This window comes from Pseudomonas sp. JAI115, assembly GCF_014200835.1.
Lineage (GTDB): Bacteria > Pseudomonadota > Gammaproteobacteria > Pseudomonadales > Pseudomonadaceae > Aquipseudomonas > Aquipseudomonas putida_A.
In genome coordinates, this window is sequence record NZ_JACHCY010000001.1 from 1,049,532 (window position 1) to 1,074,870 (window position 25,339).

Sequence of the window (25,339 nt, forward strand, 5' to 3'; positions counted from 1 at the left end):
GCCGCTACCATGGGTTCGCCATGTCGACATTAGATGAAGAAGATCGCCGCGAATACTACCGTATCGAGGACATGATCGCACTGGAAATTCGGCCCCTGTCCGCTCCCGAAGCCGCAGGCCAGGAAGTGTTGCAGGATGCTTCTCCACTGTTCAACCTGCTCAGCGAACTGCACCTGAGCGAATTCGAGTCGCAGCACCTGTTGCGCCAGATCAGCGAACGCGACCGGGCTATCGCCGCGTTCCTCAAATCCCAGAACAAACGCATCGACCTGCTCAGCCAGGTGGTCGCCCTGACCGTGCTCGGCCATATCGGCGAGCCACAACCGGTGATCATCTCCGAAGGCGGGATCGACTTTCAGCACCCGACCCCAATCGCCACCGGCGCGCACCTGTCGGTGAAACTGGTGCTGATGCCGCAGGCACTGGGCCTGCTGCTGCGCGCCCGCGTCACCCATTGCGACCGCAAGGGCGACGGCTACGACGTCGGCACCGAGTTCGAACACTTGACCGACGCCCAGCGCCAGTTGCTCGCCCGCTATATCTTGCAGAAACAGGCCCAGGAACGACGCCTGGCCCGTGAACAGAACGAATCAGGCATTTAAATTAAGGAAGCACCGTGACCCTCATCTACGGCCACCGCGGCGCCAAGGGCGAAGCACCGGAAAATACCCTGAGCAGTTTTCAGGAATGTCTCAAGCACGGCGTACGCCGTTGCGAACTGGATCTGCACCTGTCCAAGGACGGCGAGCTGATGGTGATCCACGACCCGACCCTCAAGCGCACCACCGACCGGCGCGGCAAGGTGGTCGAACACACCGCCGCCGAACTGGTGACCTACGACGCGCGCAAGGGCGGCCCGGGCTGGATCAAACCGTGCCCGATTCCGACCCTGGAAGAATTGTTCGAGCAGTGTGATTTCGAGCACTGGCAACTGGAAGTCAAAAGCGCTTCACGCACCCGCGCCGCGACTACCGTACTGGCGATTCGCGAAATGGCCCAGCGTCATGGCCTGCTGGACAAGGTCACCATCACTTCGAGCTCGCGGGAAGTGCTGAAAGCGGCGCTGGACCTGGTACCGGACGTGTCGCGTGGACTGGTGGCCGAATACGCCTGGCTCGACCCGCTAAAGGTCGCGGCCAGCTATGGCTGTGAGATTCTGGCTCTGAACTGGACGCTGTGTACGCCGGAACGCCTGCAAAAGGCGCAGCGTCAGGGGCTGCATGTGTCGGTGTGGACCGTCAACGAGCCTGCGCTGATGCGCAGACTCGCCGACTTCGGCGTTGACAGCCTGATTACAGACTTTCCCGGTTTGGCCACTGCCACCCTCGAGAATTGCTGAAATCGGTCTCCCCGGCCGGCTCAGGCCACCGGCCGGAGCCCGTCAAAAAAGCCGGTTGAGGCCGTCGTACGCCGCTACCCGATAGGCTTCGGCCATGGTCGGGTAGTTGAACGTGGTGTTGACGAAGTACTTCAGCGTATTCAACTCGCCCGGCTGGCTCATGATCGCCTGACCGATGTGCACGATCTCCGACGCCTGATAACCGAAGCAGTGAACACCCAGCACTTCCAGGGTTTCACGGTGGAACAGGATCTTCAGCATGCCTTGCGGCTCGCCGGCGATCTGCGCACGCGCCATGCTCTTGAAGAACGCCTTGCCGACTTCGTACGGCACCTTGGCCTGGGTCAGCTCCTGCTCGTTCTTGCCGATCGAACTGATCTCCGGAATGGTGTAGATACCGGTCGGCACGTCATTCACAAAGCGCCAGCTGCCGTTATCGACGATGCTGCCGGCAGCCGAACGACCCTGGTCGTGGGCGGCACTGGCCAGACTCGGCCAGCCGATCACGTCGCCAGCGCCATAGATGTTCGGCACGCAGGTGCGGTAGGCCTCGTCGACTTCGATCTGGCCACGGCTGTTGACCTTGACCCCGATGTTTTCCAGACCGAGCTGGTCGGTGTTGCCGGTACGGCCGTTGCACCAGAGCAAGGCATCGGCCTTGATCTTCTTGCCGGACTTCAGGTGCAGGATAACCCCGTTATCGACGCCCTCAACGCGATCGTAATCTTCGTTGTGGCGCACGGTGATGTTGTTGTTGCTGAAGTGATAGCTCAACGCCTGGGAGATTTCCGAGTCGAGGAAGCTCAGCAACTGACCGCGGTTGTCCACCAGTTCAACCAGTACCCCCAGACCGCTGAAGATCGAGGCGTATTCACAGCCGATCACGCCGGCGCCGTAAACGATCAGTTTGCGCGGGGTGTGGCCGAGGCTGAGGATGGTGTCGCTATCGTAGATGCGCGGGTGATTGAAATCGATGTCCGCCGGGCGATACGGGCGCGAACCGGTGGCGATGATGATGTGCTTGGCCACCAGCTTCTCGACCACGCCGTTGGCGCAGACCACTTCGATGGTTTGCTCGTCGGCGAAGCTGCCGGTGCCGAAGAACACGTCGACGCGGTTACGAGCGTAGTAGCCAGTGCGCGAAGCGACTTGTTTGGAAATGACTTTCTCGGCGCTTTTCAACACGTCCGGGAAGGAGAACCAGCGCGGTTCGCCGATCGCCCGGAACATCGGGTTGGTGTTGAACTGCATGATCTGCCGCACCGAGTGACGCAGGGCCTTGGACGGGATGGTCCCCAGGTGGGTGCAGTTACCGCCGACCTGGCGACGGCTGTCGACCATCGCCACCTTGCGCCCTGCTTTGGCGGCGTTCATTGCCGCGCCTTCTCCCGCCGGGCCGGAACCCAACACCACCACGTCGTAGTTGTAGACAGCCATGCGTACTCCTCAGAACAGGCCGCGGTGCCAGCTGCACCGGCGGCTAAATCACGCCGAATCGTGGCGCGAAGGAACAATTGGGGGTCAGTAAAGAACCCGGACACAGTCTATAGAAGCGTCAACGCCGCGCACATTAACCCTTGGTCGCGTCGTAGGCTACTTTTGCCTGCACTACAACGCCAGCTTTCGTACTGTTTTCAGTCAACTTTTGCGCCACTGAGGCGTTCGAAAGCCGCACTGGTGCGGATAACAAAACCTGTATCGGCACGAATCACGAAGAATGCACCAATGTGATGTTTTTCGGCATAGTCCCAAGCCCGTTCAGGCCCGAGAATCAGCAACAGCGTCGATAGTCCATCGGCCATCAACGCTGAAGGATGAATTACCGTGACTGACGCCAGGTTGTGTAGGACCGGCGCCCCGCTCCGCGCATCGAAGGTGTGGGAATAACGCCGGCCACCTTGCAGGAAATAGTTACGGTAATCACCGGAGGTGGAAACCCCGTAGCCGTCGACCTGAATGATCCGTTCGGCCACCTGTTGATCGTCTCGCGGCTCTTCCAGCGCAATACGCCAGGATGAGCCATCAAGCTTCTTGCCCTTGGCCTTTAGCTCACCGGTGGCTTCGGCGAGATAGTCATGGATGCCCATCGACTCGAGCCTGGCGGCGATGGTGTCGACCGCGTAACCGGCGGCGATGCTGTTGAAGTCGACTTCGACAGCGGCGTCCTTGCACAAGCGGTCGCCGTCGATATGCAAATGGCGGTAGCCGACTCGCTGCAGGGTTTCGGCCAGCGCGGCGGAGTCGGGGACTTTCTCTTCACGCCCTTGTGGGCCGAACCCCCACAGGTTCATCAGCGGTTCGACAGTCAGGTCGTAGGAACCTTCGCTTTGCTCCGACAGCTGTTCGCCGACACGGACCAATTCAAGCACGGCAGCCGGCATGGTCTGACAGCTGTTCGCTGGCAATGCATTGAAGCGTTCAATATCGGAGTCATTGCGGTAGGTCGACATCTGCCGATCCACTTCCGCGAGGATAGCCTCCACTTCCCGGCGAACTTGCGCCGGTTCGGCAACACCGGCGTGTCGCACGTACTTGATCGAATACGTGCTGCCCATGGTCGGCCCCCCAAAGCTTTCCATGGACTCACCGTTGCCACAGGCAGCGAGGACAACCGCCACACTCACAAGCCAAACCCACCGTCCAGTGAACAATTCTTCATCTCCCCATAAAAGCGCGCCAGCCATTATGGATCAAAGGCCCGCACGCTCCTCAACGGATGCAACGCGTCATAAGAAACCAATAATGAGTAACTGAAAATGTCCTCGACCACGGGCAAAGGCAAAGCGATTTTTCGCGTTGTCAGCGGCAATTTTCTCGAGATGTTCGACTTTATGGTCTATGGCTTCTACGCCACGGCCATCGCCAAAACCTTCTTCCCGGCCGACAGCGCCTTCGCCTCCCTGATGCTGTCCCTGGCCACCTTCGGTGCCGGTTTCCTGATGCGTCCACTGGGCGCGATCTTCCTTGGTGCCTACATTGACCGTCACGGTCGTCGCCAGGGCCTGATCATTACCCTTGCGTTGATGGCCGCCGGTACGATCCTGATCGCCTGCGTGCCGGGCTATGCCACTCTGGGTGTCGCAGCGCCGTTGATCGTGCTGTTCGGTCGCTTGCTGCAAGGCTTCTCGGCCGGCGTCGAGCTGGGCGGTGTTTCGGTGTATCTGGCGGAAATCGCCACGCCGGGCCGCAAGGGCTTTTTCGTCAGTTGGCAGTCCGCCAGCCAGCAGGCGGCGGTGGTGTTTGCCGGCCTGCTCGGAGTGGGTCTCAACCACTGGCTGAGCCCGGAACAGATGGGTGACTGGGGCTGGCGCGTGCCGTTCCTGATCGGCTGCATGATCGTTCCGGTGATCTTCATCATTCGTCGCTCGCTGGAGGAAACCCCGGAATTCCAGGCGCGTAAACATCGTCCTACCCTGCGGGAAATCGTCCGCTCGATCGGTCAGAACTTTGGCATCGTCATCGCCGGCATGGCGCTGGTGGTGATGACCACGGTTTCGTTCTACCTGATCACCGCCTACACCCCGACCTTCGGCAAGGCTGAACTGCATCTGTCGGATTTCGACGCGCTGCTGGTGACCGTGTGCATCGGTCTGTCGAATTTCTTCTGGCTGCCGGTGATGGGCGCGGTGTCCGACAAGAACGGGCGCAAACCCCTACTGCTGGCGGCGACCATTCTGGCAATCCTGACCGCTTACCCGGCATTGTCGTGGCTGGTGGCGAACCCGAGCTTCAGTCATTTGCTGATCGTCGAACTGTGGCTGTCGTTCCTGTACGGCTCGTACAACGGAGCGATGGTGGTGGCGCTGACCGAAATCATGCCGGTGGAAGTGCGCACCACCGGGTTCTCGCTGGCCTATAGCCTAGCGACGGCGACCTTTGGTGGCTTCACGCCGGCAGCCTGTACTTATCTGATCCATGTGCTGGACAACAAGGCTGCGCCGGGGATCTGGCTCAGCGGTGCGGCGGTACTGGGGTTGATTGCGACGCTGGTGCTGTTCCGTGGCAACAAGCATGAACTGCGGACTGCGCAAGCGGCCGTGGCAGGTGGCGCCCGATAAAACGCCTTCGGGAGCAAGCCCCCTCCCACAAGGTCCGGTGGTGCCAACATGATTGTGTGAACACCGCCAAACCTGTGGGAGGGGGCTTGCTCCCGAAGAGGCCGGTACAGGCAATAAAGATTCAGCAGGCATAAAAAAACGCCCCGACCTAAGTCGGGGCGTTTTCATTTGCAGCGAAGGCTTAGCGCGGGAACGCTGGCGGGTTTACACCGGCCATGTCTTCCATCACGCGAACCACCTGGCAGCTGTAGCCGAACTCGTTGTCGTACCAGACGTACAGAACAACGCGGTTGTCCTGAACGATGGTCGCTTCAGCGTCGACCACACCGGCGTGACGCGAACCCACGAAGTCAGTGGACACCACTTCCTGCGAGTTGACGAAGTCGATTTGCTTGTGCAGATCGGAGTGCAGCGCCATGTAGCGCAGGTACTCGTTCATCTCTTCACGGCTGGCGGCTTTCTCAAGGTTCAGGTTGAGAATGGCCATCGACACGTTTGGCGTCGGAACGCGGATCGCGTTACCGGTCAGCTTGCCGGCCAGCTCAGGCAGGGCCTTGGCAGCAGCGGTGGCAGCACCGGTTTCGGTGATGACCATGTTCAGCGCGGCGGAACGGCCACGGCGATCGCCCTTGTGGAAGTTGTCGATCAGGTTCTGGTCGTTGGTGTACGAGTGAACGGTTTCGACGTGACCGTTGATGATGCCGAACTTGTCATTCACAGCCTTCAGCACCGGCACGATGGCGTTGGTGGTGCAGGAAGCGGCGGACACGATCTTGTCGTCAGCGGTGATTTCGTTGTGGTTGATACCGTGAACGATGTTCTTCAGCTTGCCTTTGCCAGGCGCGGTCAGAACAACACGAGCCACACCCGGGCATTGCAGGTGCTGACCCAGGCCATCGGCGTCACGCCATACACCGGTGTTGTCCACCAGCAGCGCGTCTTTGATGCCGTACTGGGTGTAATCCACCTCGGTCGGGTTCTTCGCGTAGATCACCTGGATCAGGTTACCGTTGGCGGTGATGGTGTTGTTTTCTTCGTCGATGACGATGGTGCCGTTGAACGGACCGTGTACCGAATCGCGACGCAGCAGGCTGGCGCGCTTGGTCAGGTCGTTTTCGGCGCCTTTGCGCACGACGATGGCACGCAGACGCAGACCGTCGCCACCACCGGTTTTCTCGATCAGGATGCGCGCCAGCAGACGGCCGATACGACCGAAGCCGTACAGCACAACGTCAGTGCCTTTGCGGGCCGAAGCGTTTTGCTGACCAACCACGTCAGCCAGTTCTTCACGCACGAACTGCTCGGCGCTGCGGCCATTGCCTTCGCTGCGGAATTTGAACGCCAACTTGCCCAGGTCTACCGAAGCCGCGCCGAGCTTGAGCTCGCTCATGGCTTTCAGCAGAGGGAATGTTTCGTGGACGGAGAGTTCGCTATCGTCGGAGGAACGGTGGCGAGCAAAGCGGTGAGCTTTGAGAATCGCGATGACAGACTGGTTGATCAGGCTGCGGCCATAGATCGAGCTCACCACGTTGTTATTGCGGTAGAGCTGACCGATAAGCGGAATCATCGCTTCTGCGAGTGCTTCACGGTCGATCCATTCACCAAGACACTGGTCGGGCTTCTGAGTCACGGGAACCTTCCACATGTAGGGGCAGAAAAAAGGGGCTACATTATGCCGCCGAGAACCTCTTGTAGCAATGCGCGCTTGTCGCGCAATCGGTAACAAAATTCCGTTCAAAAAAATTACGCCCCGCGCCAGCCCAGTAAAACCGGGGCTTCCAGCGCAGTCAATTTTTCGACGACTGTTAGACGATGTCTGTAACCCTCCGTAACACCAGTCGATTTCGGCACTACATAACCACTAAAAAAGTGCTCGTTTTTATGGTTACCACTACATTTTGCGCAAACCGCGAAGATAGACGCAGACTGCAACTGACAGCCGGCACCGGACGCCGCTACAATTACCGACTTTGTCGCAAAGCCTGGAGCTCAACCTTCCGTGCCCGTTCTGCGTCTACCGCTTCTCCCTGCCGCGGCAGGTAAACAGCATTGGGGCAACCTGCCCGGTGCTGCCCTCAGCCTCGCGATTGCCGAGGCTGCCAGCGCTGCCAAGCGCTTCACCCTGCTACTGACCGCCGACAGCCAGAGTGCCGAACGGCTTGAACAGGAGCTGAGTTTCTTCGCCCCGGATTTGCCCGTGCTGCATTTCCCCGACTGGGAAACCCTGCCGTACGATCTGTTCTCGCCGCACCAGGACATCATTTCCCAGCGCATTGCCAGCCTTTATAGACTGCCGGAGCTGGCGCACGGCGTGCTGGTGGTGCCGATCACCACCGCCCTGCACCGCCTGGCGCCGACCAAGTTCCTGCTCGGCAGCAGTCTGGTGCTGGATGTCGGGCAGAAGCTCGATGTCGAACAGATGCGCTCGCGCCTTGAGGCCAGCGGCTATCGCTACGTCGATACGGTCTACGAGCACGGCGAGTTCACCGTACGCGGCGCGCTGATCGACCTGTTCCCGATGGGCAGCAAACTGCCCTATCGCATCGACCTGTTCGACGACGAAATCGAAACCCTGCGCACCTTCGATCCGGAAAACCAGCGCTCCATCGACAAGGTCGATTCGGTCAAGCTGCTGCCGGCCCGAGAGTTCCCGCTGCAGAAAGATGCGGTCACCCGCTTCAAGGCGCGCTTTCGCGAGCGTTTCGACGTCGACTTCCGGCGCTGCCCGATCTTCCAGGACTTGAGCAGCGGCATCACCCCGGCCGGTATCGAGTACTACCTGCCGCTGTTCTTCGACGAAACCTCGACACTGTTCGATTACCTGCCGCAGGACACTCAAGTGTTCTCGCTGCCGGGTATCGAACAAGCGGCAGAAAACTTCTGGAACGACGTGCGCAATCGCTACGAAGAGCGCCGTGTCGATCCATCGCGCCCTCTATTGCCGCCTGCGGAATTGTTCCTGCCGGTGGAAGACTGCTTCGCCCGCCTCAAGAGCTGGCCACGGGTCGTCGCCAGTCAGCAGGACGTCGAATCCGGTGCCGGTCGCGAGCGCTTCCCGGCGCAGGCACTGCCAAACCTGGCGATCGAAGCCAAGGCCACACAACCACTGGCGGCGCTCTCGACATTCCTCGACGAATTCCCCGGACGCGTGCTGTTCACCGCCGAATCCGCGGGCCGGCGTGAAGTCCTGCTGGAGCTGCTGGAACGCCTGAAGCTGCGGCCGAAAACCGTCGACAGCTGGCCGGACTTCGTTTCGAGCAAGGATCGCCTGGCGATCACCATCGCGCCGCTCGACGAGGGCTTGATGCTCGATGACCCGGCGCTGGCGCTGGTGGCGGAGAGCCCGTTGTTCGGTCAGCGCGTCATGCAGCGTCGTCGCCGGGAAAAACGCGCCGACGCCAACAACGATGCAGTGATCAAAAACCTTACCGAACTGCGCGAAGGCGCGCCGGTGGTGCACATCGATCACGGTGTCGGGCGTTATCTGGGCCTGACGATTCTGGAAATCGACAACCAGGCTGCAGAATTCCTCACTCTGGAATATGCGGAGAACGCCAAGCTCTACGTGCCGGTGGCCAACCTGCATCTGATCGCGCGTTACACCGGCAGCGATGACTCACTGGCGCCGCTGCACCGCCTCGGCTCCGAGACCTGGCAGAAAGCCAAGCGCAAAGCCGCCGAACAGGTGCGCGATGTCGCCGCTGAGCTGCTCGACATCTATGCCCGTCGTGCCGCCCGCGAAGGCTACGCGTTTGCCGACCCGAAAGCCGATTACGCGACCTTCAGCGCCGGTTTCCCGTTCGAAGAAACGCCGGACCAGCAAGCGACCATCGAAGCGGTGCGCGAAGACATGCTCGCGCCAAAGCCGATGGATCGTCTGGTCTGCGGCGACGTCGGTTTCGGCAAGACCGAAGTGGCGATGCGCGCCGCGTTCATTGCCGTGCACGGCGGGCGTCAGGTGGCGATTCTGGTGCCGACCACCCTGCTCGCCCAGCAGCACTACAACAGTTTCCGCGACCGTTTCGCCGACTGGCCGGTGACCGTGGAAGTGATGAGCCGCTTCAAATCGGCCAAGGAAGTCAACGCGGCGATCGCCGACCTGGCGGAAGGCAAGATCGATATCGTCATCGGCACGCACAAGCTGCTGTCCGACGATGTGAAGATCAAAAACCTGGGGCTGGTGATCATCGACGAAGAGCACCGCTTCGGTGTGCGGCAGAAAGAACAGCTCAAGGCCCTGCGCAGCGAAGTCGACATTCTCACGCTGACCGCCACGCCGATTCCGCGCACGCTGAACATGGCGGTGTCGGGCATGCGTGATCTGTCGATCATCACCACCCCGCCGGCGCGCCGCCTGTCGGTACGCACCTTCGTCATGGAGCAGAACAAGAGCACGGTCAAAGAGGCTCTGCTGCGTGAACTGCTGCGCGGTGGGCAGGTTTACTACCTGCACAACGACGTCAAAACAATCGAGAAGTGCGCGGCGGATCTCGCCGAACTGGTGCCGGAAGCACGGATCGGCATCGGTCACGGACAGATGCGCGAACGCGAACTCGAACAGGTGATGAGCGACTTCTATCACAAGCGCTTCAACGTGCTGATTGCCTCGACCATCATCGAGACCGGCATCGACGTGCCGAGCGCCAACACCATCATCATCGAGCGCGCCGACAAGTTCGGCCTGGCGCAATTGCACCAGTTGCGCGGACGTGTCGGTCGCAGCCACCACCAGGCTTACGCCTACCTGCTGACCCCGCCACGCCAACAAATCACGTCCGATGCGGAAAAGCGTCTGGAAGCGATTGCCAACACTCAGGATCTGGGCGCCGGTTTCGTGCTGGCGACCAACGACCTGGAAATCCGTGGCGCCGGCGAACTGCTGGGCGATGGCCAGAGCGGGCAAATTCAGGCCGTGGGTTTTACGTTGTACATGGAGATGCTCGAGCGCGCGGTGAAGTCGATCCGCAAGGGCGAGCAACCGAATCTCGATCAACCGCTCGGCGGTGGCCCGGAGGTCAACCTGCGCGTGCCTGCGCTGATTCCGGAAGACTATCTGCCGGACGTTCACGCCCGCCTGATTCTGTACAAGCGCATCGCTTCGGCCACCGACGAGGAAGGCCTGAAGGATCTGCAAGTGGAGATGATCGATCGTTTCGGCCTGCTGCCGGAGCCGACCAAGAATCTGGTGCGCATCACTGCGCTGAAGTTGCAGGCCGAACAGCTGGGCATCAAGAAAGTCGACGGTGGCCCGCAGGGTGGGCGCATCGAGTTCGCCGCGCAGACGCCGGTCGACCCGATGACCTTGATCAAACTGATCCAGACTCAGCCAAAACGCTACAAATTCGAAGGCGCCACGATGTTCAAGTTCCAGGTGCCGATGGAACGCCCGGAAGAGCGCTTTAATACTGTAGAGGCGCTGTTCGAGCGCCTCCTCCCGAAAACTGTTTGAAGGACGCCGCATGCGCCTGTTTCGCTCACTGACTTTGCTACTTGCCTTGGTAGCCCCTTCGGTTTTCGCCGATGACCTGTATCAGGTCGAAATGATTCTGGTGCGCCAGAACGCCGTGCCGGCTATCGTCAGCCGCGCCGCCCCGGAAGACTGGGCCGCCGGCGCTCAACGCCTGGGTGATGACAGCCTGCGCACACCTGCGCTCGGCGACGTTGCCAGCAAACTCAGCGCCAGCGGTGATTACAGTGTGCTGATGCACAAGGCCTGGCAGCAGCCCCTCGGCGAAGCGCCGACCAAGGTGGCAGTCAGCGACGGCAAGGAACAGTTCGGCCAGTTCCCGATCGAGGGCACGCTGGAAATGAAACTCGGGCGCTTTACCGACGTGAACGCCGACTTCTGGGTCAACCAGATCGACGCCAACGGCATGGTCACTGCCAGCGAACACCTGAAACAGGACAGCCACACCAAAAACGGCCAGCTCAACTATCTCGACAACGGCCACCTGGCGCTGCTGATCAAGATCACGTCCCTGACGGCGCCCGCCCCACGGCAAGCCCCTGAAGCGATTCCGGACTGATCGAAGTCCTTATGTCCCCGCCCCTGAGTAAACCGTTGGCACCCTCCTGGGTCAGCCGATTCAAGGAACAGAGCCTGGAGCGTGGCCGCCGCTACGCCCTGGAGAACCGGGTACGCATCGCCCAGGTCGGCGATGCGACCATCACCGCCAGTTGCGAAGGCTCTGGCGGTAATGTCTACCGTCAGACCATTCACCTGCGCGAGTCAGCCAAAGACACCCTGCTGCTGGTTGACGCCACCTGCACCTGCCCGGTGCGCAATAACTGCAAACACTGCGCCGCAGTACTCCTGCAAGTGCAGGAAACCCTCGAATACCCTGCCGCAGCGAAAGACGCCGAACTGCTGGAAAAACTCCAGGCCGTATTGGAGAACCGTAACCCCAAAGCGCCGCCGCAAGTGCTGGTGGACAACGTGCAACCGCTGCCGCGCCTGTGGCTGGCCAGCGTCGAGTTCAGCGCGTTCGAGCCGCGCAACGGCAAGATGCAGCGCTATATTCAGCATCGGGCGGCGCTGTCGTTCAGCTATCTGGATGAGTACGTCAGCGGGCAGAAAAACAGCGACATTCTGATTCGCCAGGAAACCCAGATCCTGCGGATAAAACGCCATCCGGAAGTGGAACAGTCCTACCGCGAACAGTTAAGAATCCTCGGCTTCCGTATCGCCACGCGCCAGAGCAAAGCGCTGCCGGAAAGCGCCGGCGAGCTGTACGAGATGGTCAACGACAGCGCCTGGCTGACGTTTACCCTCAACGAACTGCCGAAGCTGCGCACCCAAGGCTGGGAATTGCAGATCGACGAGGAATTCGGCTTCGACCTGACCGCCGTCGACGACTGGTACGCCACCGTCGAACAGGCGCCGGAACGCGACTGGTTCGATCTGGAATTGGGGATCATCGTCAATGGTGAGCGCCTGAGCCTGCTGCCGATCCTGCTCAACCTGATGCGCTCGCACACGGAAATCCTCAACCCGGAACGCCTGGCGCGGCGCCGCGATGACGAGCTGATTCTGGTCAATGTGCCGCAACGCAACAGTGAGCACGGGCCGCTGCAAGTGGCGCTGCCCCTTGGCCGACTAAAACCGGTACTGGCAACGCTGGGCGAGTTCTACTTGCAGGAGCCGGGCGAAACCACCCTGCGCCTGAGCAAGGCCGACGCCACACGGCTCAACTCGCTGGAAGGCATTCCCCTGCTGTGGGAGGGTGGCGAACAGATTCGAAGTTTCGCCCAACGCCTGCGCGACATCCGCGACTACAGTGCACAAGCGCCGAAGGGCTTGAACGCGACGCTGCGTCCCTATCAACTCGAAGGCTTGAGCTGGATGCAGTCCCTGCGTCAGCTTGAGGTCGGCGGGATTCTGGCGGACGACATGGGTCTGGGTAAAACCTTACAGACCCTGGCGCATATTCTCAGTGAGAAAAACGCCGGGCGTCTGGATCGACCGTGCATGGTGGTGATGCCCACCAGCCTGATCCCGAACTGGCTCGACGAAGCCGCGCACTTCACGCCGCAACTGAAAGTGGTCGCGCTGTACGGTGCCGGCCGCAAAAAGCATTTCGAGCATCTGGCCGACTTCGACCTGATCCTGACCACCTATGCACTGCTGCCCAAGGACGTCGAACGGCTGGCACAACAGCCGCTGCACGTTCTGGTGCTCGACGAAGCGCAGTACATCAAGAACCCTAACAGCAAGGCCGCGCAGGCCGCTCGCGAACTCAACGCGCGCCAGCGCCTGTGCCTGAGTGGCACACCGCTGGAAAACCACCTCGGCGAGTTGTGGTCGTTGTTCCACTTTTTGCTGCCGGGCTGGTTGGGCGATGTCAAAAGCTTCAATGCCGACTACCGCGTGCCGATCGAAAAGCGCGCCAGCGAAGTCAGGCTGCAGCACCTCAATGGTCGGATAAAACCGTTTCTGCTGCGCCGCACCAAGGAACAGGTGGCCACCGAACTGCCGCCCAAAACCGAGATCATCCACTGGGTCGATCTCAATGAGGCGCAGCGCGACGTGTACGAAACCATGCGCCTGGCGATGGACAAGAAAGTCCGCGATGAGATCACTCGCAAAGGCGTGGCGCGCAGCCAGATCATCATTCTTGAAGCCCTGCTCAAGCTGCGTCAGGTCTGCTGCGATCTGCGCCTGGTCAACGACGCCACCCTGCCCGCCCGTGGCAGCAGCTCGGGCAAACTCGACAGCCTGATGGAAATGCTCGAAGAGTTGTTCGAAGAAGGTCGGCGGATTCTATTGTTCTCGCAGTTCACCTCGATGCTGTCACTGATCGAGGACGAACTGAAGAAACGCAACGTTGCCTACGCCTTGTTGACTGGCCAGACCCGCGATCGGCGCACGCCGGTGAAGGAATTCCAGAGCGGCAAACGTCAGATTTTTCTGATCAGCCTGAAGGCCGGCGGCGTCGGCTTGAACCTGACCGAAGCGGATACGGTGATTCATTACGATCCGTGGTGGAACCCGGCGACCGAGAACCAGGCAACCGACCGCGCCTATCGAATCGGCCAGGAGAAGCCGGTGTTCGTCTACAAGATGATTGCCCGCGGCACGGTGGAAGAGAAGATTCAGCACCTGCAGAAGGAAAAATCCGACCTGGCGGCAGGCGTACTGGATGGGCGCAAGGCCGGGGACTGGAAACTGCAGAGCGATGACATCGAAGCGCTGTTTGCGCCGCTGCCGGATAAGCTCGACAAGCGCTGAGATGTGCAGTGTTTGCTAGATAGCTTTCGCGAGCAAGCCCGCTCCCACAGTTGGATCGCATTTCTCCTTGTGGGAGCGAGCCTGCTCGCGAACGGATCACCTCAGTTGAAGGTTCAAACTGAAGCTTACTGCCTGGAAGCGGGCAACGGCGCAAACAGCGCTTCGATATCACTCTGTTCCAGTTTGAATCCACCCGTCGTACCACCTTCAAGCACCGCCCCGGTCAGCGCTGCTTTCTCCTGCTGCAACGCTTGTATCTTTTCCTCTACCGAGCCGCGAGCGATCAGCTTGTAAACAAACACCGGATTGTTCTGCCCGATACGATAAGCGCGATCGGTTGCCTGACTCTCCACCGCCGGGTTCCACCACGGGTCGAAGTGGATCACCGTGTCCGCAGCCGTCAGGTTCAGACCGGTACCGCCAGCCTTGAGGCTGATGAGGAACAACGGCACCTTGCCGCCCTGGAAATTCTTGACTGGCGTGCGCCGGTCGGTGGTGTCGCCAGTCAGCAACGAATAACCGATAGCGCGCTGCTGCAACTCCTGCTCGATCAGCGCCAGCATCGAGGTGAACTGGGAGAACAGCAGGATGCGCCGACCTTCGCCGAGCAACTCTTCGAGCATCTCCATCAGGCTGATCAGCTTGCCGCTGCCTGAGCGCAATGCCTTCGCCGTGAGAGGCATGTTGATCAACCGCAGATCGCAGCAGACCTGACGCAGCTTGAGCAAGGCATCAAGAATGATGATTTGACTGCGCGCCACACCACTGCGGGCAATTTCATCGCGCACTTTTTTGTCCATCGCCACGCGCACCGTTTCATAGACGTCGCGCTGGCCGTCGCTGAGTTCAACCCAATGGATGATTTCGGTTTTCGGCGGCAGCTCAGTGGCGACCTGATCTTTCTTGCGACGCAGCAAAAACGGCTTGATGCGCGCCGTCAGGTGCTGCATGCGCTGGACATTGCCATGCTTCTCGATCGGTGTGCGGTAATCGCGGTTGAAGGACTTGCTGTCGCCCAGCCAGCCAGGCATGAGGAAATGAAACTGCGACCACAGCTCGCCGAGATGGTTTTCCAGTGGCGTGCCGCTCAGACACAAGCGCTGACGGGCCTGCAAGTCACGTGCGGCCTGCGCCGCTTTGCTCAGCGGGTTCTTGATGTTCTGCGCTTCGTCGAGAATCAGCACGCTCCACGACTGCGGCCGCAACGTTTCAAGATCCCTGGGCAGCAAGGCGTAAGTGGTCAGCACCAAGTCGTATTCGGCGAGATTGGCGAAGTCTTTTTGCCGCCCGGCCCCATGCAGCGCCAGAACCTTCAACTGAGGCGTGAAGCGCTGGGCCTCGTCGAGCCAGTTGGGAATCAGGCTGGTCGGCATCACCGCCAGTGCCGGGCAATCGAGGCGACCGGCGTGCTTTTCCGTGAGCAGATGCGCCAGGGTCTGCAGGGTTTTGCCCAAGCCCATGTCATCGCCAAGAATGCCGCCGACCTCCAGCTCCCGCAGAGTCTGCATCCAGCCAAGGCCTTCGAGCTGATATGGGCGCAGTTGCGCATTAAGGCCGGCCGGCGCAGCAATATGGGTGTGACTGGAATTGTGCAGCCGCTTGGCAAAAGTGCGCAGGCGTTCGCCGCCCTGCCATTCCAGTGGCATGCCATCGAGCATACTCAGGCGCGCGGCGTCTGGAACAGTCAAGCGCAGCGCATCGCCCTGATGTCCGCCCAGGTACAGCTCGCCCAGCGTCGCCATCAGCGGTTTGACCCGACTCAGCGGCAACGCCACCTTGGCGCCTGCCGGGTCGCCAAAACCGCTGGGCTTGAGTTCGATCAGGAGTTTTTCGTCGTCGCTGCGTTGCGCCAGATTCACCGGGTCGAGCAAACGTGGCTGGGTGCGCAACAGATGCAGAAGGATCGGCAACAAGCTGTAGCGCTCGCCATTGACGACGATGCCCAGTTGCAGATCAAACCATTGATGCCCGGCCTCTTCTTCGACCTCCGCGTACCAGTGTTCGACCGGCTGCACATCGAAATGGAAGCCGGGACTGATTTCGATTTCCCAGTCCGCGGCGCGCAGTGTGGCAAGCCCTTCATGCATGAATCCGAGCCAGGCGGAATCATCCGGCAAGGTGAACATCTCGCCGAGACGATCCATAGCGCTCTTGCGCGTGGCTTTTTTGAAGCCGTGCTTTTGCAGGCTCTGGCGTAGCTTCTTTTCCATCGCAGGCTGGCGTCGAATGCGCTGGGTTTCAGTGCCATTGAGGATCATCACTTCCGGATTACGATCCACCGCCGGATGACCGTTGTAGGTAAACACCAGAGCGGCGCGGTGCTCCAGAACGTATTCCCAGCGCGAACGCTCCCGGCCGCCGACCAAGGTCAGTTGCGGCTGCGGAAGCACGTCATCGATGATTCGTTCGGTGAGCTTGTGCGGCGGCGGGATTTTGGTCATCGCGCTCATGCGATGGCTGAACTGCATCGCCTGACGCGCCGGGATGTCTGGGGCGAGGGTCAAATGGCAGGCCAGTTTTTCTTCCAACTCACTGAACAGAGGGCCAACCTGTCGCTGCTCACGATCGATGTAATAAAGCGGCTCCAGCGCCAGCACGGTTTCCTGCGCAGCCTCGGCACTGCTCCACTGGGCGCGGAACCCACCATCGGCCTGCTCGGCCCAAGAGAACAGACCCATGCGTTTCGCGCCCGGCGTCAGTGGCTGCAAGTTTTCGAAGTCGAGGAACAGGCGCGAGGTGCGCAGGAGCATTTCCAGCAGTTCCGCGCCACTGCTGCCTTCCAGCGGATAGCCGCTGTAGTAGGCGTGATGGGAATGCATGGCGACCAACAGCCTGGCGACGCGCAGATCCAGTTCGGACAGATAACCGGGCTGACGCATGAGCATGTCCGACAGCGAATACAGCGGTTTTACTTCGCGTAACTCGCCGCTCTTGAGCTGATAGACCTTGAAAATATCAAGCAACCACTTGCCGTTCGCAGACGTGGGTTTGAGTTTGTAAAACAGGCGCGTGCCCGCGGTTTGCGCCCCTTCGTCGACGGGCCTGGCCGGGACGGGGACTGTCGAAAGCCAATGCTCCAGCGCCCGACCCAAGGGGATCTGTGCGTCACCTTCGGACGTATCGTCGTCAATGCCCTGTAGGTGATAGAGCACCGCCGCGCAGTGCTTGCAATCAATCGCGACGGGGCAGGTGCATAAGCATCGCAAATTAACCGATCCCAGGCGATCATCGGACAGGTAGATGCTTTGTTCATACGCCTGTGTTTCCGAACCGACGCAGAACGCCTCGATTTTCCTGTCATCGATCTCGATGATCTCTACCCGATCATCGGCAGCATAAGCGCGGGCCTTGGCCAACGCCTTGCTACTGAATGCGTGAGTCCATGCCAGCCCTTTAAGCCGCTCGATGAAACTGCTCATGGACAGTCCTTAGCTGGCCAACACCCGCGCCAACGTCGATTTCACCTTGCCCATCCCGTCATGCAGCGCCTGCTCGATCTCGGCCATGGTGATCACCGCCGTGGTCTTGCCCGCCGCCGGATTCACCACCAGCGACAGGCAGGCGTAATCCAGATCCAGCTCACGAGCCAATGCCGCTTCCGGCATGCCGGTCATGCCGACGATGTCGCAGCCATCGCGCTCCAGACGCACGATCTCGGCCACGGTTTCCAGACGCGGGCCCTGGGTGCAGGCGTATACACCCTGATCGCTGTATTCGCAGCCTTCGGCAGCCAGCGCGACGATCAATTGCTGACGCAGCGGCTCACTGTAAGGGAAGCTGAAATCGATATGGGTGACGTGCTCCAGATCATCGGCGAAAAACGTGTGTTCGCGACCGCTGGTGTAATCGACGATCTGGTGTGGCACACAGAAATGCCCGGTGCCCATGGCCGGATGGATCCCGCCCACCGCGTTGACCGCGATGATCGCCTCGGCGCCGGCCTGCTTCAGCGCCCACAGGTTGGCGCGGTAGTTGACCTTGTGCGGCGGGAAACGATGGGGATGGCCGTGGCGGGCGAGGAACAGCACTTCCTTGCCGGCATATTCCCCGATCTGCACTTCAGCCGACGGCGAACCGTAAGGCGTATCCACCGCCAACGACTGACGAATGCTCAGGCCTTCGAGCTGGGTCAGGCCGGTGCCACCGATGATTGCATAAACCGTCATAGCAAAAATCCTTAATCGATCAGTTGAGCGTCTTTGAGCGCGCCGATGGCGGTGAGCCAGCGCGGATCCTGACGGTAGTCGGTGCTGGCGAACGCCTGACCGCGCATCCGCGCAATGCGTGCGGACGGCTTGACCTTCATCCGTTGCGCAGCACTCAGGGCCAGTTCGGCCGCAGCGCGGTCATTGCACACCAGGCCCATGTCGCAACCGGCAGTCAACGCGGCTTCGATCCGGCTGGCAGCGTCGCCGACCACGTGGGCGCCGGCCATCGAAAGGTCGTCGCTGAAGATCACGCCGTCGAACTGCAACTCGCCACGCAAAATATCCTGCAACCAGCGGCGTGAGAACCCGGCCGGCTGCGAATCGACTTGCGGATAGATGACGTGCGCCGGCATGACCGCAGCGAGTTGCTTGCTGAGTCTGGCGAACGGTACGAGGTCGTTGGCGCGTATCTCGTCGAGACTGCGCTCGTCATTCGGGATCGCGACGTGGGAGTCGGCTTCGGCCCAACCGTGACCGGGAAAATGCTTGCCGGTAGCGGCCATGCCCGCGCTGTTCATGCCGCGGATGAAGGCGCCGGCGAGCAACGCTGCGCGCTCGGGATCCCCTTCGAACGAACGAGTGCCGACCACGGCGCTGCGCTGGTAATCCAGATCCAGCACCGGGGCGAAACTCAGGTCGAGGCCGACCGCCAACACTTCGGTGGCCATGACCCAGCCGCATTGTTCGGCGAGGTATTCGGCGTTCGGGTTGTCGGCGATGGCACGCATCGCGGGCAGGCGCACGAAGCCCTGACGCAGACGCTGCACCCGGCCGCCCTCCTGGTCTACCGCCAGCAGCAGATCCGGGCGAATGGCGCGGATCGCAGCACTCAGCTCGCGCACTTGGCGCGGGTGCTCGATGTTGCGCGCGAAAATGATCAGGCCGCCCACTTCGGGCTGGCGCAACAATTGGCGATCTTCGGCCGTCAGCCAGGTACCGGCGACGTCCACCATCAACGAGCCTTGCAGGCCAGCAGTCATAGAGATTCCTTGAAAACGAAAAACCCGATCCGCCAGAAATCGCTACCGTGAGCAATGCTCGGCAGGCCAATAATTTCTATGGAGATCGGGTTCAGAACGAGAGTCGGCATGGGCGGCTAGCTTAGCGGATACAAGCAGCCGCGCCCACCCGTGTGCGGTTAAACCTTGGCGGCCACCGGAGTCGATTTGCTACGCGGGCGAAGCTGCGCAGTCGCCATCGCGGGGTCGGTGACACCGGTTTCGGCACGCATGCCGGCGGCAAGGAACGGCACCATCAGACGCATCACCTGTTCGATCGAGGTGTTGACGCCGAAGTCGGTCTCGGCAATCGCGCGCAAGGCCTTGATCCCGGACATGCTGAACGCCGCAGCGCCGAGCATGAAGTGCACGCGCCAGAACAGCTCGATTGGCGGGATGCGCGGAGCCGCTTCGTTGACCAACAGCATGTAGCGGCGGAACACCTTACCGTACATGTCTTCCAGATAACGACGCAGGTGACCCTGGCTCTGGCTGAACGCCAAACCGAGCAAACGCATGAAGATCGACAGGTCGTTACCGCTGCGTGGCTGCACCACGAGCGCTTGCTCGACGAGGATTTCCAGCAACTCTTCAAGGGTCGGCTTGTTTTCAGGCTTGGCCTGGCGACGCTCCAGCTCTTTATCGAGGCTGATGCAGAACGGCCCGAGGAAGCGCGAGAAAACCGCCTGGATCAGCGCTTTCTTGGAGCCGAAATGATAATTCACCGCCGCCAGGTTTACCCCGGCCTTGCTGGTGATCAAACGCAATGAGGTTTCAGCGAAACCTTTCTCCGCGAACAACTGCTCGGCAGCATCAAGAATGCGTTCAACGGTTTCCGACTGGGCCATGGCTACTCCGCCTGACAAACACTTGTTTGAAACATACGTTTCAGCCCAAGCCTTGTCAAGCCTGCCAGTTCGTTTTGGGAATGGTCGGTCAGCTATTTAACCACACTCGACCGGCGCATTAATAAGCACGGCAACCGACCGTCCGGCGGGCTGCAAAAAAACGGGCATTGCCAAGACCGCTTCACTGTATATAATCCCAGTCACTGTATAAAAAGACAGAGCGATCAATATGCTAAAGCTGACGCCACGCCAAGCCGAGATTCTGGCCTTTATCAAACGCTGCCTCGAAGACAACGGCTACCCGCCAACCCGCGCGGAAATCGCTCAGGAACTGGGTTTCAAGTCGCCCAACGCGGCGGAAGAACACCTCAAGGCCCTCGCCCGCAAAGGTGCAATCGAAATGACCCCGGGCGCCTCCCGCGGCATTCGCATCCCCGGTTTCGAAGCCAAGGCTGACGACTCTACCCTGCCGATCATTGGCCGGGTCGCTGCCGGCGCACCGATCCTCGCCCAGCAGCACATCGAAGAGTCCTGCAACATCAATCCTGCGTTCTTTCACCCACGGGCCGATTACCTGTTGCGCGTACACGGCATGAGCATGAAGGACATCGGCATTTTCGACGGTGACCTGCTGGCGGTTCACACCACCCGCGAAGCACGCAATGGCCAGGTGGTGGTTGCACGGATCGGCGATGAAGTGACGGTCAAGCGCTTCAAGCGCGAAGGCAGCAAAGTCTGGCTGATTGCCGAAAACCCTGAGTTCGCCCCTATCGAAGTCGACCTGAAAGATCAGGAACTGGTGATCGAGGGCTTGAGTGTCGGCGTAATCCGCCGCTAAAGGAGGCTTTATGCAGTTCCCACACACACCCCAGCAAACACAACTGCCTCTATTCGAAGCGTTTCTGGCACAACCGATGGCACCGATCCTGAAAGATGTGGTCGAGCGCCCATGGATTGCCGAACCGGAAGTATTCAGTGAGCTGTCACTGCGCGGTGCGGCCGGGAACTGCCTGAACCTGCTGGCCCCGATCCTTCGCGAACTGAGCGAGGATCAGGATGCTCGCTGGCTGACGCTGATCACCCCTCCAGCCAGCCTGACCCAGATCTGGCTGCGAGAGGCCGGCCTGAACCGTGAACGCATTCTGCTGTTGCAACCTCGTGGTGCGCAAAGCGCTCAGCAACTGGCCTGCGAAGCACTGCGCCTGGGTCGTAGCCATACGGTGGTAACCTGGCTCAATCCGCTGAACACAAGTTCACGGCAACAACTGATCAGCGCAGCCCGCACGGGCGACGCTCAGAGCCTGAACATTCGATTGGGTTGATTCACTTGTAACGCGCGCTGTGTGAAGCGCAGGGCTTCTCCAGGGACAGAGAAGCCGATCTGATGTTGCAGCGGCAAGCGCCGACAGGCGGATCTCAGTGAAGAACCCGCGGCCCTTCTTCCTTATCAAATTCGCCTTCGACCATACGGCCGGCCATCTGTACGCCGACGCTCAACATCGCTTTCGCGATTTCCACATGCTGGCCTTGCAGGAATGCTTTGGCATCCTCGGAGAAATCCAGCGTCACCAGAGAACCCTCGTCCTCAGCCCTGCGCAGTTCGATTCGGCCGTCTGGTAACTCGACAATTTCTAGAAAGGACGTTGGCATATAGGTCTGTTCTCCACGAAAGGCAGGGATTATATAGACATCATTCGGGCTTCGCTCGGGATCTTGACCAGCAGCATGTTTCAGATTGCCACCGTGTCAATTGTCCTCAGCATTCGTTCAAGCCTTCGCGAAAACGGATTGCCAGGCCCTTGAGACTCTGCCGCCAGCTCTCCAGCTCTTCCCGACTCAACTCCTGCGGCGCCTCTTCTTCATCGAGATTAATGGCCTGAATCAATGGCTGTGTCACATCACCCTTGGGCTTGTGGGGCACCCGTGGCGGCTGAAACAACGCCGAATGCGCCGCCAGCAATTTCGCCAGCCAGGTTTCAGGGTTACCAGCCAGCTCAACCATCTCGGCCAGTTCCGGGATCGCAATCGATTCCAGGACTTCGCGAGTCAGCAACGCTTCGGCTCGCGATGCATTGGCCTGAGGCAGACGATAGAAACCGGCGATCTCGTGACACAGCCCCAGAAGCGCGCCATAGAGGTGAAACAATGCTGATTCACGGCCAGCCTGAATCAGCGCCAACGCATTCATCGCCCGCCCCTCTTCGGCGCGAGCCAGAGCCTCCAGCGACAGGCCGGCGAAATAGATCTTCTGATTGGTGCGGGTATAGAGTTCGTGCGCCATGCCGGCAGTCTCCACAGCGAAATAATTGCGTCACACAGACCCGACAGTGTCGTGGATCAGCGGATCCGACCGCAAGCACAAAACAAAAAGGCCGCATGAAAACCCGAGAGTCATCATGCGGCCTTTTGTGGATCAGGCTAACGCTTACTCAGCCTTGGCTTTCGTACGCTTGTCTTCAACAGTCCACTTGCCACCGTCGTAGAACGCTTTCCAGCCGGTAGGCTTGCCGTCGACCTCGGTCTGCACGTATTGCTCCTTGGTCTTGCGGCTGTAGCGGATGACCGCTGGCAGACCATCAGGATCCTTCTGCGGCGCTTCGCAAAGGAAGTGGTATTTCGGATCGATCTCATCTTTGTGCGGCAGAATCTCGATCACCAGCGGAGCACGGGTCTCGCGGTTTTTCGGGAACTGGCTAGCCGCCAGGAACAGACCGGAAGCACCGTCGCGCAGAATGTAGGTGTCGTTGACCTTTTCACATTTCAGCTCAGGCATCTTCACCGGGTCCATCTTCGGCGGCGCCGCGTCACCACTCTTCAGCAGTTTGCGGGTGTTCTTGCAGGTCGGGTTGGTGCAGCCGAAGAACTTGCCGAAACGGCCGGTCTTGAGCTGCATCTCGCTGCCGCACTTGTCGCATTCCAGGCTCGGACCTTCATAGCCCTTGATGCGATAGTTGCCTTCCTCGATTTCGTAACCGGCGCAATCCGGGTTGTTACCGCAGATGTGCAGTTTGCGCTTCTCGTCGAGCAGGTAGGCGTCCATCGCGGTGCTGCAGATCGGGCAGCGATGCTTGCCGCGCAGCACCAGCGACTCCGACTCGCCCTCGTCGTCCGCAGCGATCTCGTCGCCCGGCACCAGGTTGACGGTGGCCTTGCAGCGCTCTTTTGGCGGCAGGCTGTAGCCCGAGCAACCGAGGAACACGCCGGTCGATGCCGTACGGATCTGCATCGGACGACCGCACGTGGTGCACGGAATATCAGTCATGACCGGCTGGTTGGCACGCATGCCGCTTTCCGGGTTCTCGGCCACTTCGAGCTTCTTCTTGAAGTCGCCGTAGAACTCGTCCAGCACGTTTTTCCAGTCGCGCTCGCCCTGAGCCACATCATCGAGGTTCTCTTCCATGCCGGCGGTGAAGCCGTAGTCCATGAGGTTCGAGAAGCTCTCCGACAGACGCTCGGTGACGATATCGCCCATCTTTTCCGAGTAGAAACGACGGTTGTGCAGGGTCACGTAGCCGCGATCCTGAATGGTCGAAATGATCGCTGCGTAAGTCGAAGGACGACCGATGCCGCGTTTTTCCATTTCCTTGACCAGGCTGGCTTCCGAGTAACGGGCCGGCGGCTTGGTGAAATGCTGCGACGGATCGAGCTTGATCAGCTTCATCGCATCGCCCTGCGCCATGTCCGGCAGAACATCGTCATCGCCAGGCTTGGTGATTTGCGGCAGAACGCGGGTGTAACCGTCGAACTTGAGGATGCGGCCTTTGGCACGCAGCTCGAAGTCGCCAGCGGCAACGCTGACGGTGGTCGACAGATATTGCGCTGGCAGCATCTGGCAAGCGAGGAACTGGCGCCAGATCAACTCGTAGAGGCGCTCAGCATCACGCTCCATGCCTGCAAGCTTGCTTGGCGTGGTGTTGGCATCGGAAGGACGAATCGCTTCGTGAGCCTCTTGTGCGCCTTCCTTGCTGCTGTAGACGTTCGGCGTTTCCGGCAGGTACTTCTTGCCGAACTCGTCCTCGATATAGGTACGCGCCATTGCCACGGCATCAGCCGAGAGGTTGGTCGAGTCGGTACGCATATAAGTGATGTAGCCGGCTTCGTACAGACGCTGGGCCATCATCATGGTTTTCTTCACGCCGAAGCCCAGGCGGTTGCTCGCGGCCTGCTGCAGGGTGGACGTGATGAACGGCGCCGACGGCTTGCTGCTGGTCGGCTTGTCTTCGCGCTTGACGATGCTGTAGCTGGAGGACTTGAGCTTCTCCAGCGCGGCTGTGGCCTGAGCTTCGTTCAGCGGTTTGAAGGCTTCACCCTTCTCGCGCGCCACTTCGAAACGTACGGTCGAACCCTTGGCGGTGCCAAGATCAGCATGCACTTCCCAGTACTCTTCCGGGTTGAATGCACGAATCTCGCGCTCACGCTCCACCACCAGCTTCACGGCAACCGATTGCACGCGACCGGCCGACAGGCCACGGGCGATCTTGGCCCACAGCAGCGGCGAGACCATGTAACCCACAACGCGGTCGAGGAAACGACGCGCCTGCTGGGCATTTACACGATCAATGTCCAGCTCGCCCGGCTCGGAGAAGGCTTCCTGAATCGCCTTCTTGGTGATTTCGTTGAACACCACGCGCTTGTAGCGGCTGTCGTCACCACCGATGGCTTCGCGCAGGTGCCAGGCAATGGCTTCCCCCTCGCGATCCAAGTCGGTTGCGAGATAGATGGTGTCAGCATCCTTGGCGAGCCGGCGCAGCTCTTCGATGACCTTTTCTTTGCCCGGGAGGATCTCGTACTGGGCTTTCCAGCCATGATCGGGATCGACCCCCATGCGCGAGACCAGTTGCTTGCGCGCTTTCTCTTTCGGCGTGAGCACCGGCCCCTCGCCCGCGGCAGCCTTGCCGCGCTTGGCGGCTGGCTCTTTGCTGGCGCTAGCCGAACCGCTGGTGGGCAGGTCTCGGATATGGCCGATACTCGACTTCACCACGTATTGGTTGCCCAGATACTTGTTGATGGTCTTGGCCTTAGCCGGGGATTCCACAATGACCAGCGATTTGCCCATGGATCAGAAAATTCCTGAATTCTAGAAGTGAAAGGCGGTTGGCGCCTGACGCGGCACCGCTATATATAGTGGCTACAAGGTGAGGTCAAGCACAGGGTTCTGTG

18 protein-coding genes are annotated in these 25,339 nt (G+C 60.2%); 8 read left to right on the forward strand and 10 right to left on the reverse strand.

Features of this window, described 5'->3' with window-relative positions; translation table 11 throughout:
- Positions 1-20 precede the first annotated feature (20 nt).
- Positions 21-602 (forward strand): PilZ domain-containing protein, encoded by a 582-nt coding sequence (locus HDC30_RS04845; RefSeq protein WP_007968195.1) that lies wholly within the window; start codon positions 21-23, stop codon positions 600-602.
- Between the two features lie 14 nt (positions 603-616).
- Positions 617-1,339 (forward strand): glycerophosphodiester phosphodiesterase family protein, encoded by a 723-nt coding sequence (locus HDC30_RS04850; RefSeq protein WP_008087738.1) that lies wholly within the window; start codon positions 617-619, stop codon positions 1,337-1,339.
- 42 nt (positions 1,340-1,381) lie between these two features.
- Here the strand turns inward: HDC30_RS04850 and sthA are convergent, their stop codons facing one another.
- Complete coding sequence (gene sthA / locus HDC30_RS04855) at positions 1,382-2,776, reverse strand: Si-specific NAD(P)(+) transhydrogenase (protein WP_003226580.1); 1,395 nt, start codon at positions 2,774-2,776, stop codon at positions 1,382-1,384.
- 197 nt (positions 2,777-2,973) lie between these two features.
- Complete coding sequence (locus HDC30_RS04860; RefSeq protein ID WP_183781223.1) at positions 2,974-4,023, reverse strand: FAD:protein FMN transferase; 1,050 nt, start codon at positions 4,021-4,023, stop codon at positions 2,974-2,976.
- Between the two features lie 72 nt (positions 4,024-4,095).
- Between HDC30_RS04860 and HDC30_RS04865 the strand changes: the two genes are divergently transcribed.
- Entirely contained in the window at positions 4,096-5,397 is a 1,302-nt protein-coding gene (locus HDC30_RS04865) for an MFS transporter (RefSeq protein ID WP_183781226.1), read from the forward strand.
- A gap of 181 nt (positions 5,398-5,578) precedes the next feature.
- Here HDC30_RS04865 and HDC30_RS04870 read toward each other — a convergent pair whose 3' ends face one another.
- On the reverse strand, positions 5,579-7,042 hold the full coding sequence (locus HDC30_RS04870; RefSeq protein WP_003226583.1) for a glyceraldehyde-3-phosphate dehydrogenase: 1,464 nt from the start codon (positions 7,040-7,042) through the stop codon (positions 5,579-5,581).
- A 354-nt stretch (positions 7,043-7,396) separates the two neighbouring features.
- Here HDC30_RS04870 and mfd point away from each other — a divergent pair, with 354 nt between their 5' ends.
- From mfd to HDC30_RS04885, 3 genes are read left to right on the forward strand one after another with little or no spacing between them, the layout of a single operon-like run.
- Positions 7,397-10,846 carry a transcription-repair coupling factor gene (mfd, locus tag HDC30_RS04875; protein ID WP_183781229.1) on the forward strand — a complete coding sequence of 1,150 codons (3,450 nt, stop codon included), beginning with the start codon at positions 7,397-7,399 and terminating at the stop codon, positions 10,844-10,846.
- 10 nt (positions 10,847-10,856) lie between these two features.
- The gene (locus HDC30_RS04880; RefSeq protein ID WP_183781232.1) at positions 10,857-11,423 is read left to right on the forward strand and encodes a CsiV family protein; all 567 of its coding nucleotides are present in this window, start codon (positions 10,857-10,859) and stop codon (positions 11,421-11,423) included.
- A gap of 11 nt (positions 11,424-11,434) precedes the next feature.
- Positions 11,435-14,125: a DEAD/DEAH box helicase gene (locus HDC30_RS04885; RefSeq protein WP_183781235.1), complete on the forward strand. Its 2,691-nt coding sequence runs from the start codon at positions 11,435-11,437 to the stop codon at positions 14,123-14,125.
- Positions 14,126-14,250: 125 nt separating this feature from the next.
- On the opposite strand, the gene HDC30_RS04890 is transcribed toward HDC30_RS04885, so the two are convergent.
- The 4 genes from HDC30_RS04890 to HDC30_RS04905 all read right to left on the reverse strand — a co-directional run bounded on the left by HDC30_RS04890 (position 14,251) and on the right by HDC30_RS04905 (position 20,179).
- A complete protein-coding gene (locus tag HDC30_RS04890; protein ID WP_183781238.1) occupies positions 14,251-17,544 on the reverse strand; it encodes a DEAD/DEAH box helicase in 3,294 nt (1,097 codons plus the stop codon).
- Between the two features lie 9 nt (positions 17,545-17,553).
- Positions 17,554-18,291: an S-methyl-5'-thioinosine phosphorylase gene (locus tag HDC30_RS04895; RefSeq protein WP_027611451.1), complete on the reverse strand. Its 738-nt coding sequence runs from the start codon at positions 18,289-18,291 to the stop codon at positions 17,554-17,556.
- Between the two features lie 11 nt (positions 18,292-18,302).
- Positions 18,303-19,313, reverse strand: coding sequence for a beta-N-acetylhexosaminidase (gene nagZ / locus HDC30_RS04900; RefSeq protein WP_041068989.1), 1,011 nt, complete (start codon positions 19,311-19,313; stop codon positions 18,303-18,305).
- A gap of 158 nt (positions 19,314-19,471) precedes the next feature.
- Positions 19,472-20,179 carry a TetR/AcrR family transcriptional regulator gene (locus tag HDC30_RS04905; RefSeq protein WP_007961819.1) on the reverse strand — a complete coding sequence of 236 codons (708 nt, stop codon included), beginning with the start codon at positions 20,177-20,179 and terminating at the stop codon, positions 19,472-19,474.
- Positions 20,180-20,408: 229 nt separating this feature from the next.
- Between HDC30_RS04905 and lexA the strand changes: the two genes are divergently transcribed.
- Entirely contained in the window at positions 20,409-21,017 is a 609-nt protein-coding gene (lexA, locus tag HDC30_RS04910) for a transcriptional repressor LexA (protein ID WP_003226590.1), read from the forward strand.
- Between the two features lie 10 nt (positions 21,018-21,027).
- Positions 21,028-21,501, forward strand: coding sequence for an SOS-induced cell division inhibitor SulA (sulA, locus tag HDC30_RS04915; protein WP_027611449.1), 474 nt, complete (start codon positions 21,028-21,030; stop codon positions 21,499-21,501).
- 94 nt (positions 21,502-21,595) lie between these two features.
- Here sulA and HDC30_RS04920 read toward each other — a convergent pair whose 3' ends face one another.
- From HDC30_RS04920 to topA, 3 genes are all read right to left on the reverse strand, one after another.
- Positions 21,596-21,829 carry a hypothetical protein gene (locus tag HDC30_RS04920; RefSeq protein WP_003226592.1) on the reverse strand — a complete coding sequence of 78 codons (234 nt, stop codon included), beginning with the start codon at positions 21,827-21,829 and terminating at the stop codon, positions 21,596-21,598.
- Between the two features lie 106 nt (positions 21,830-21,935).
- Positions 21,936-22,460: a DUF6586 family protein gene (locus HDC30_RS04925; protein WP_183781241.1), complete on the reverse strand. Its 525-nt coding sequence runs from the start codon at positions 22,458-22,460 to the stop codon at positions 21,936-21,938.
- 144 nt (positions 22,461-22,604) lie between these two features.
- Positions 22,605-25,235 carry a type I DNA topoisomerase gene (gene topA / locus HDC30_RS04930; RefSeq protein WP_027611447.1) on the reverse strand — a complete coding sequence of 877 codons (2,631 nt, stop codon included), beginning with the start codon at positions 25,233-25,235 and terminating at the stop codon, positions 22,605-22,607.
- Positions 25,236-25,339 lie beyond the last annotated feature (104 nt).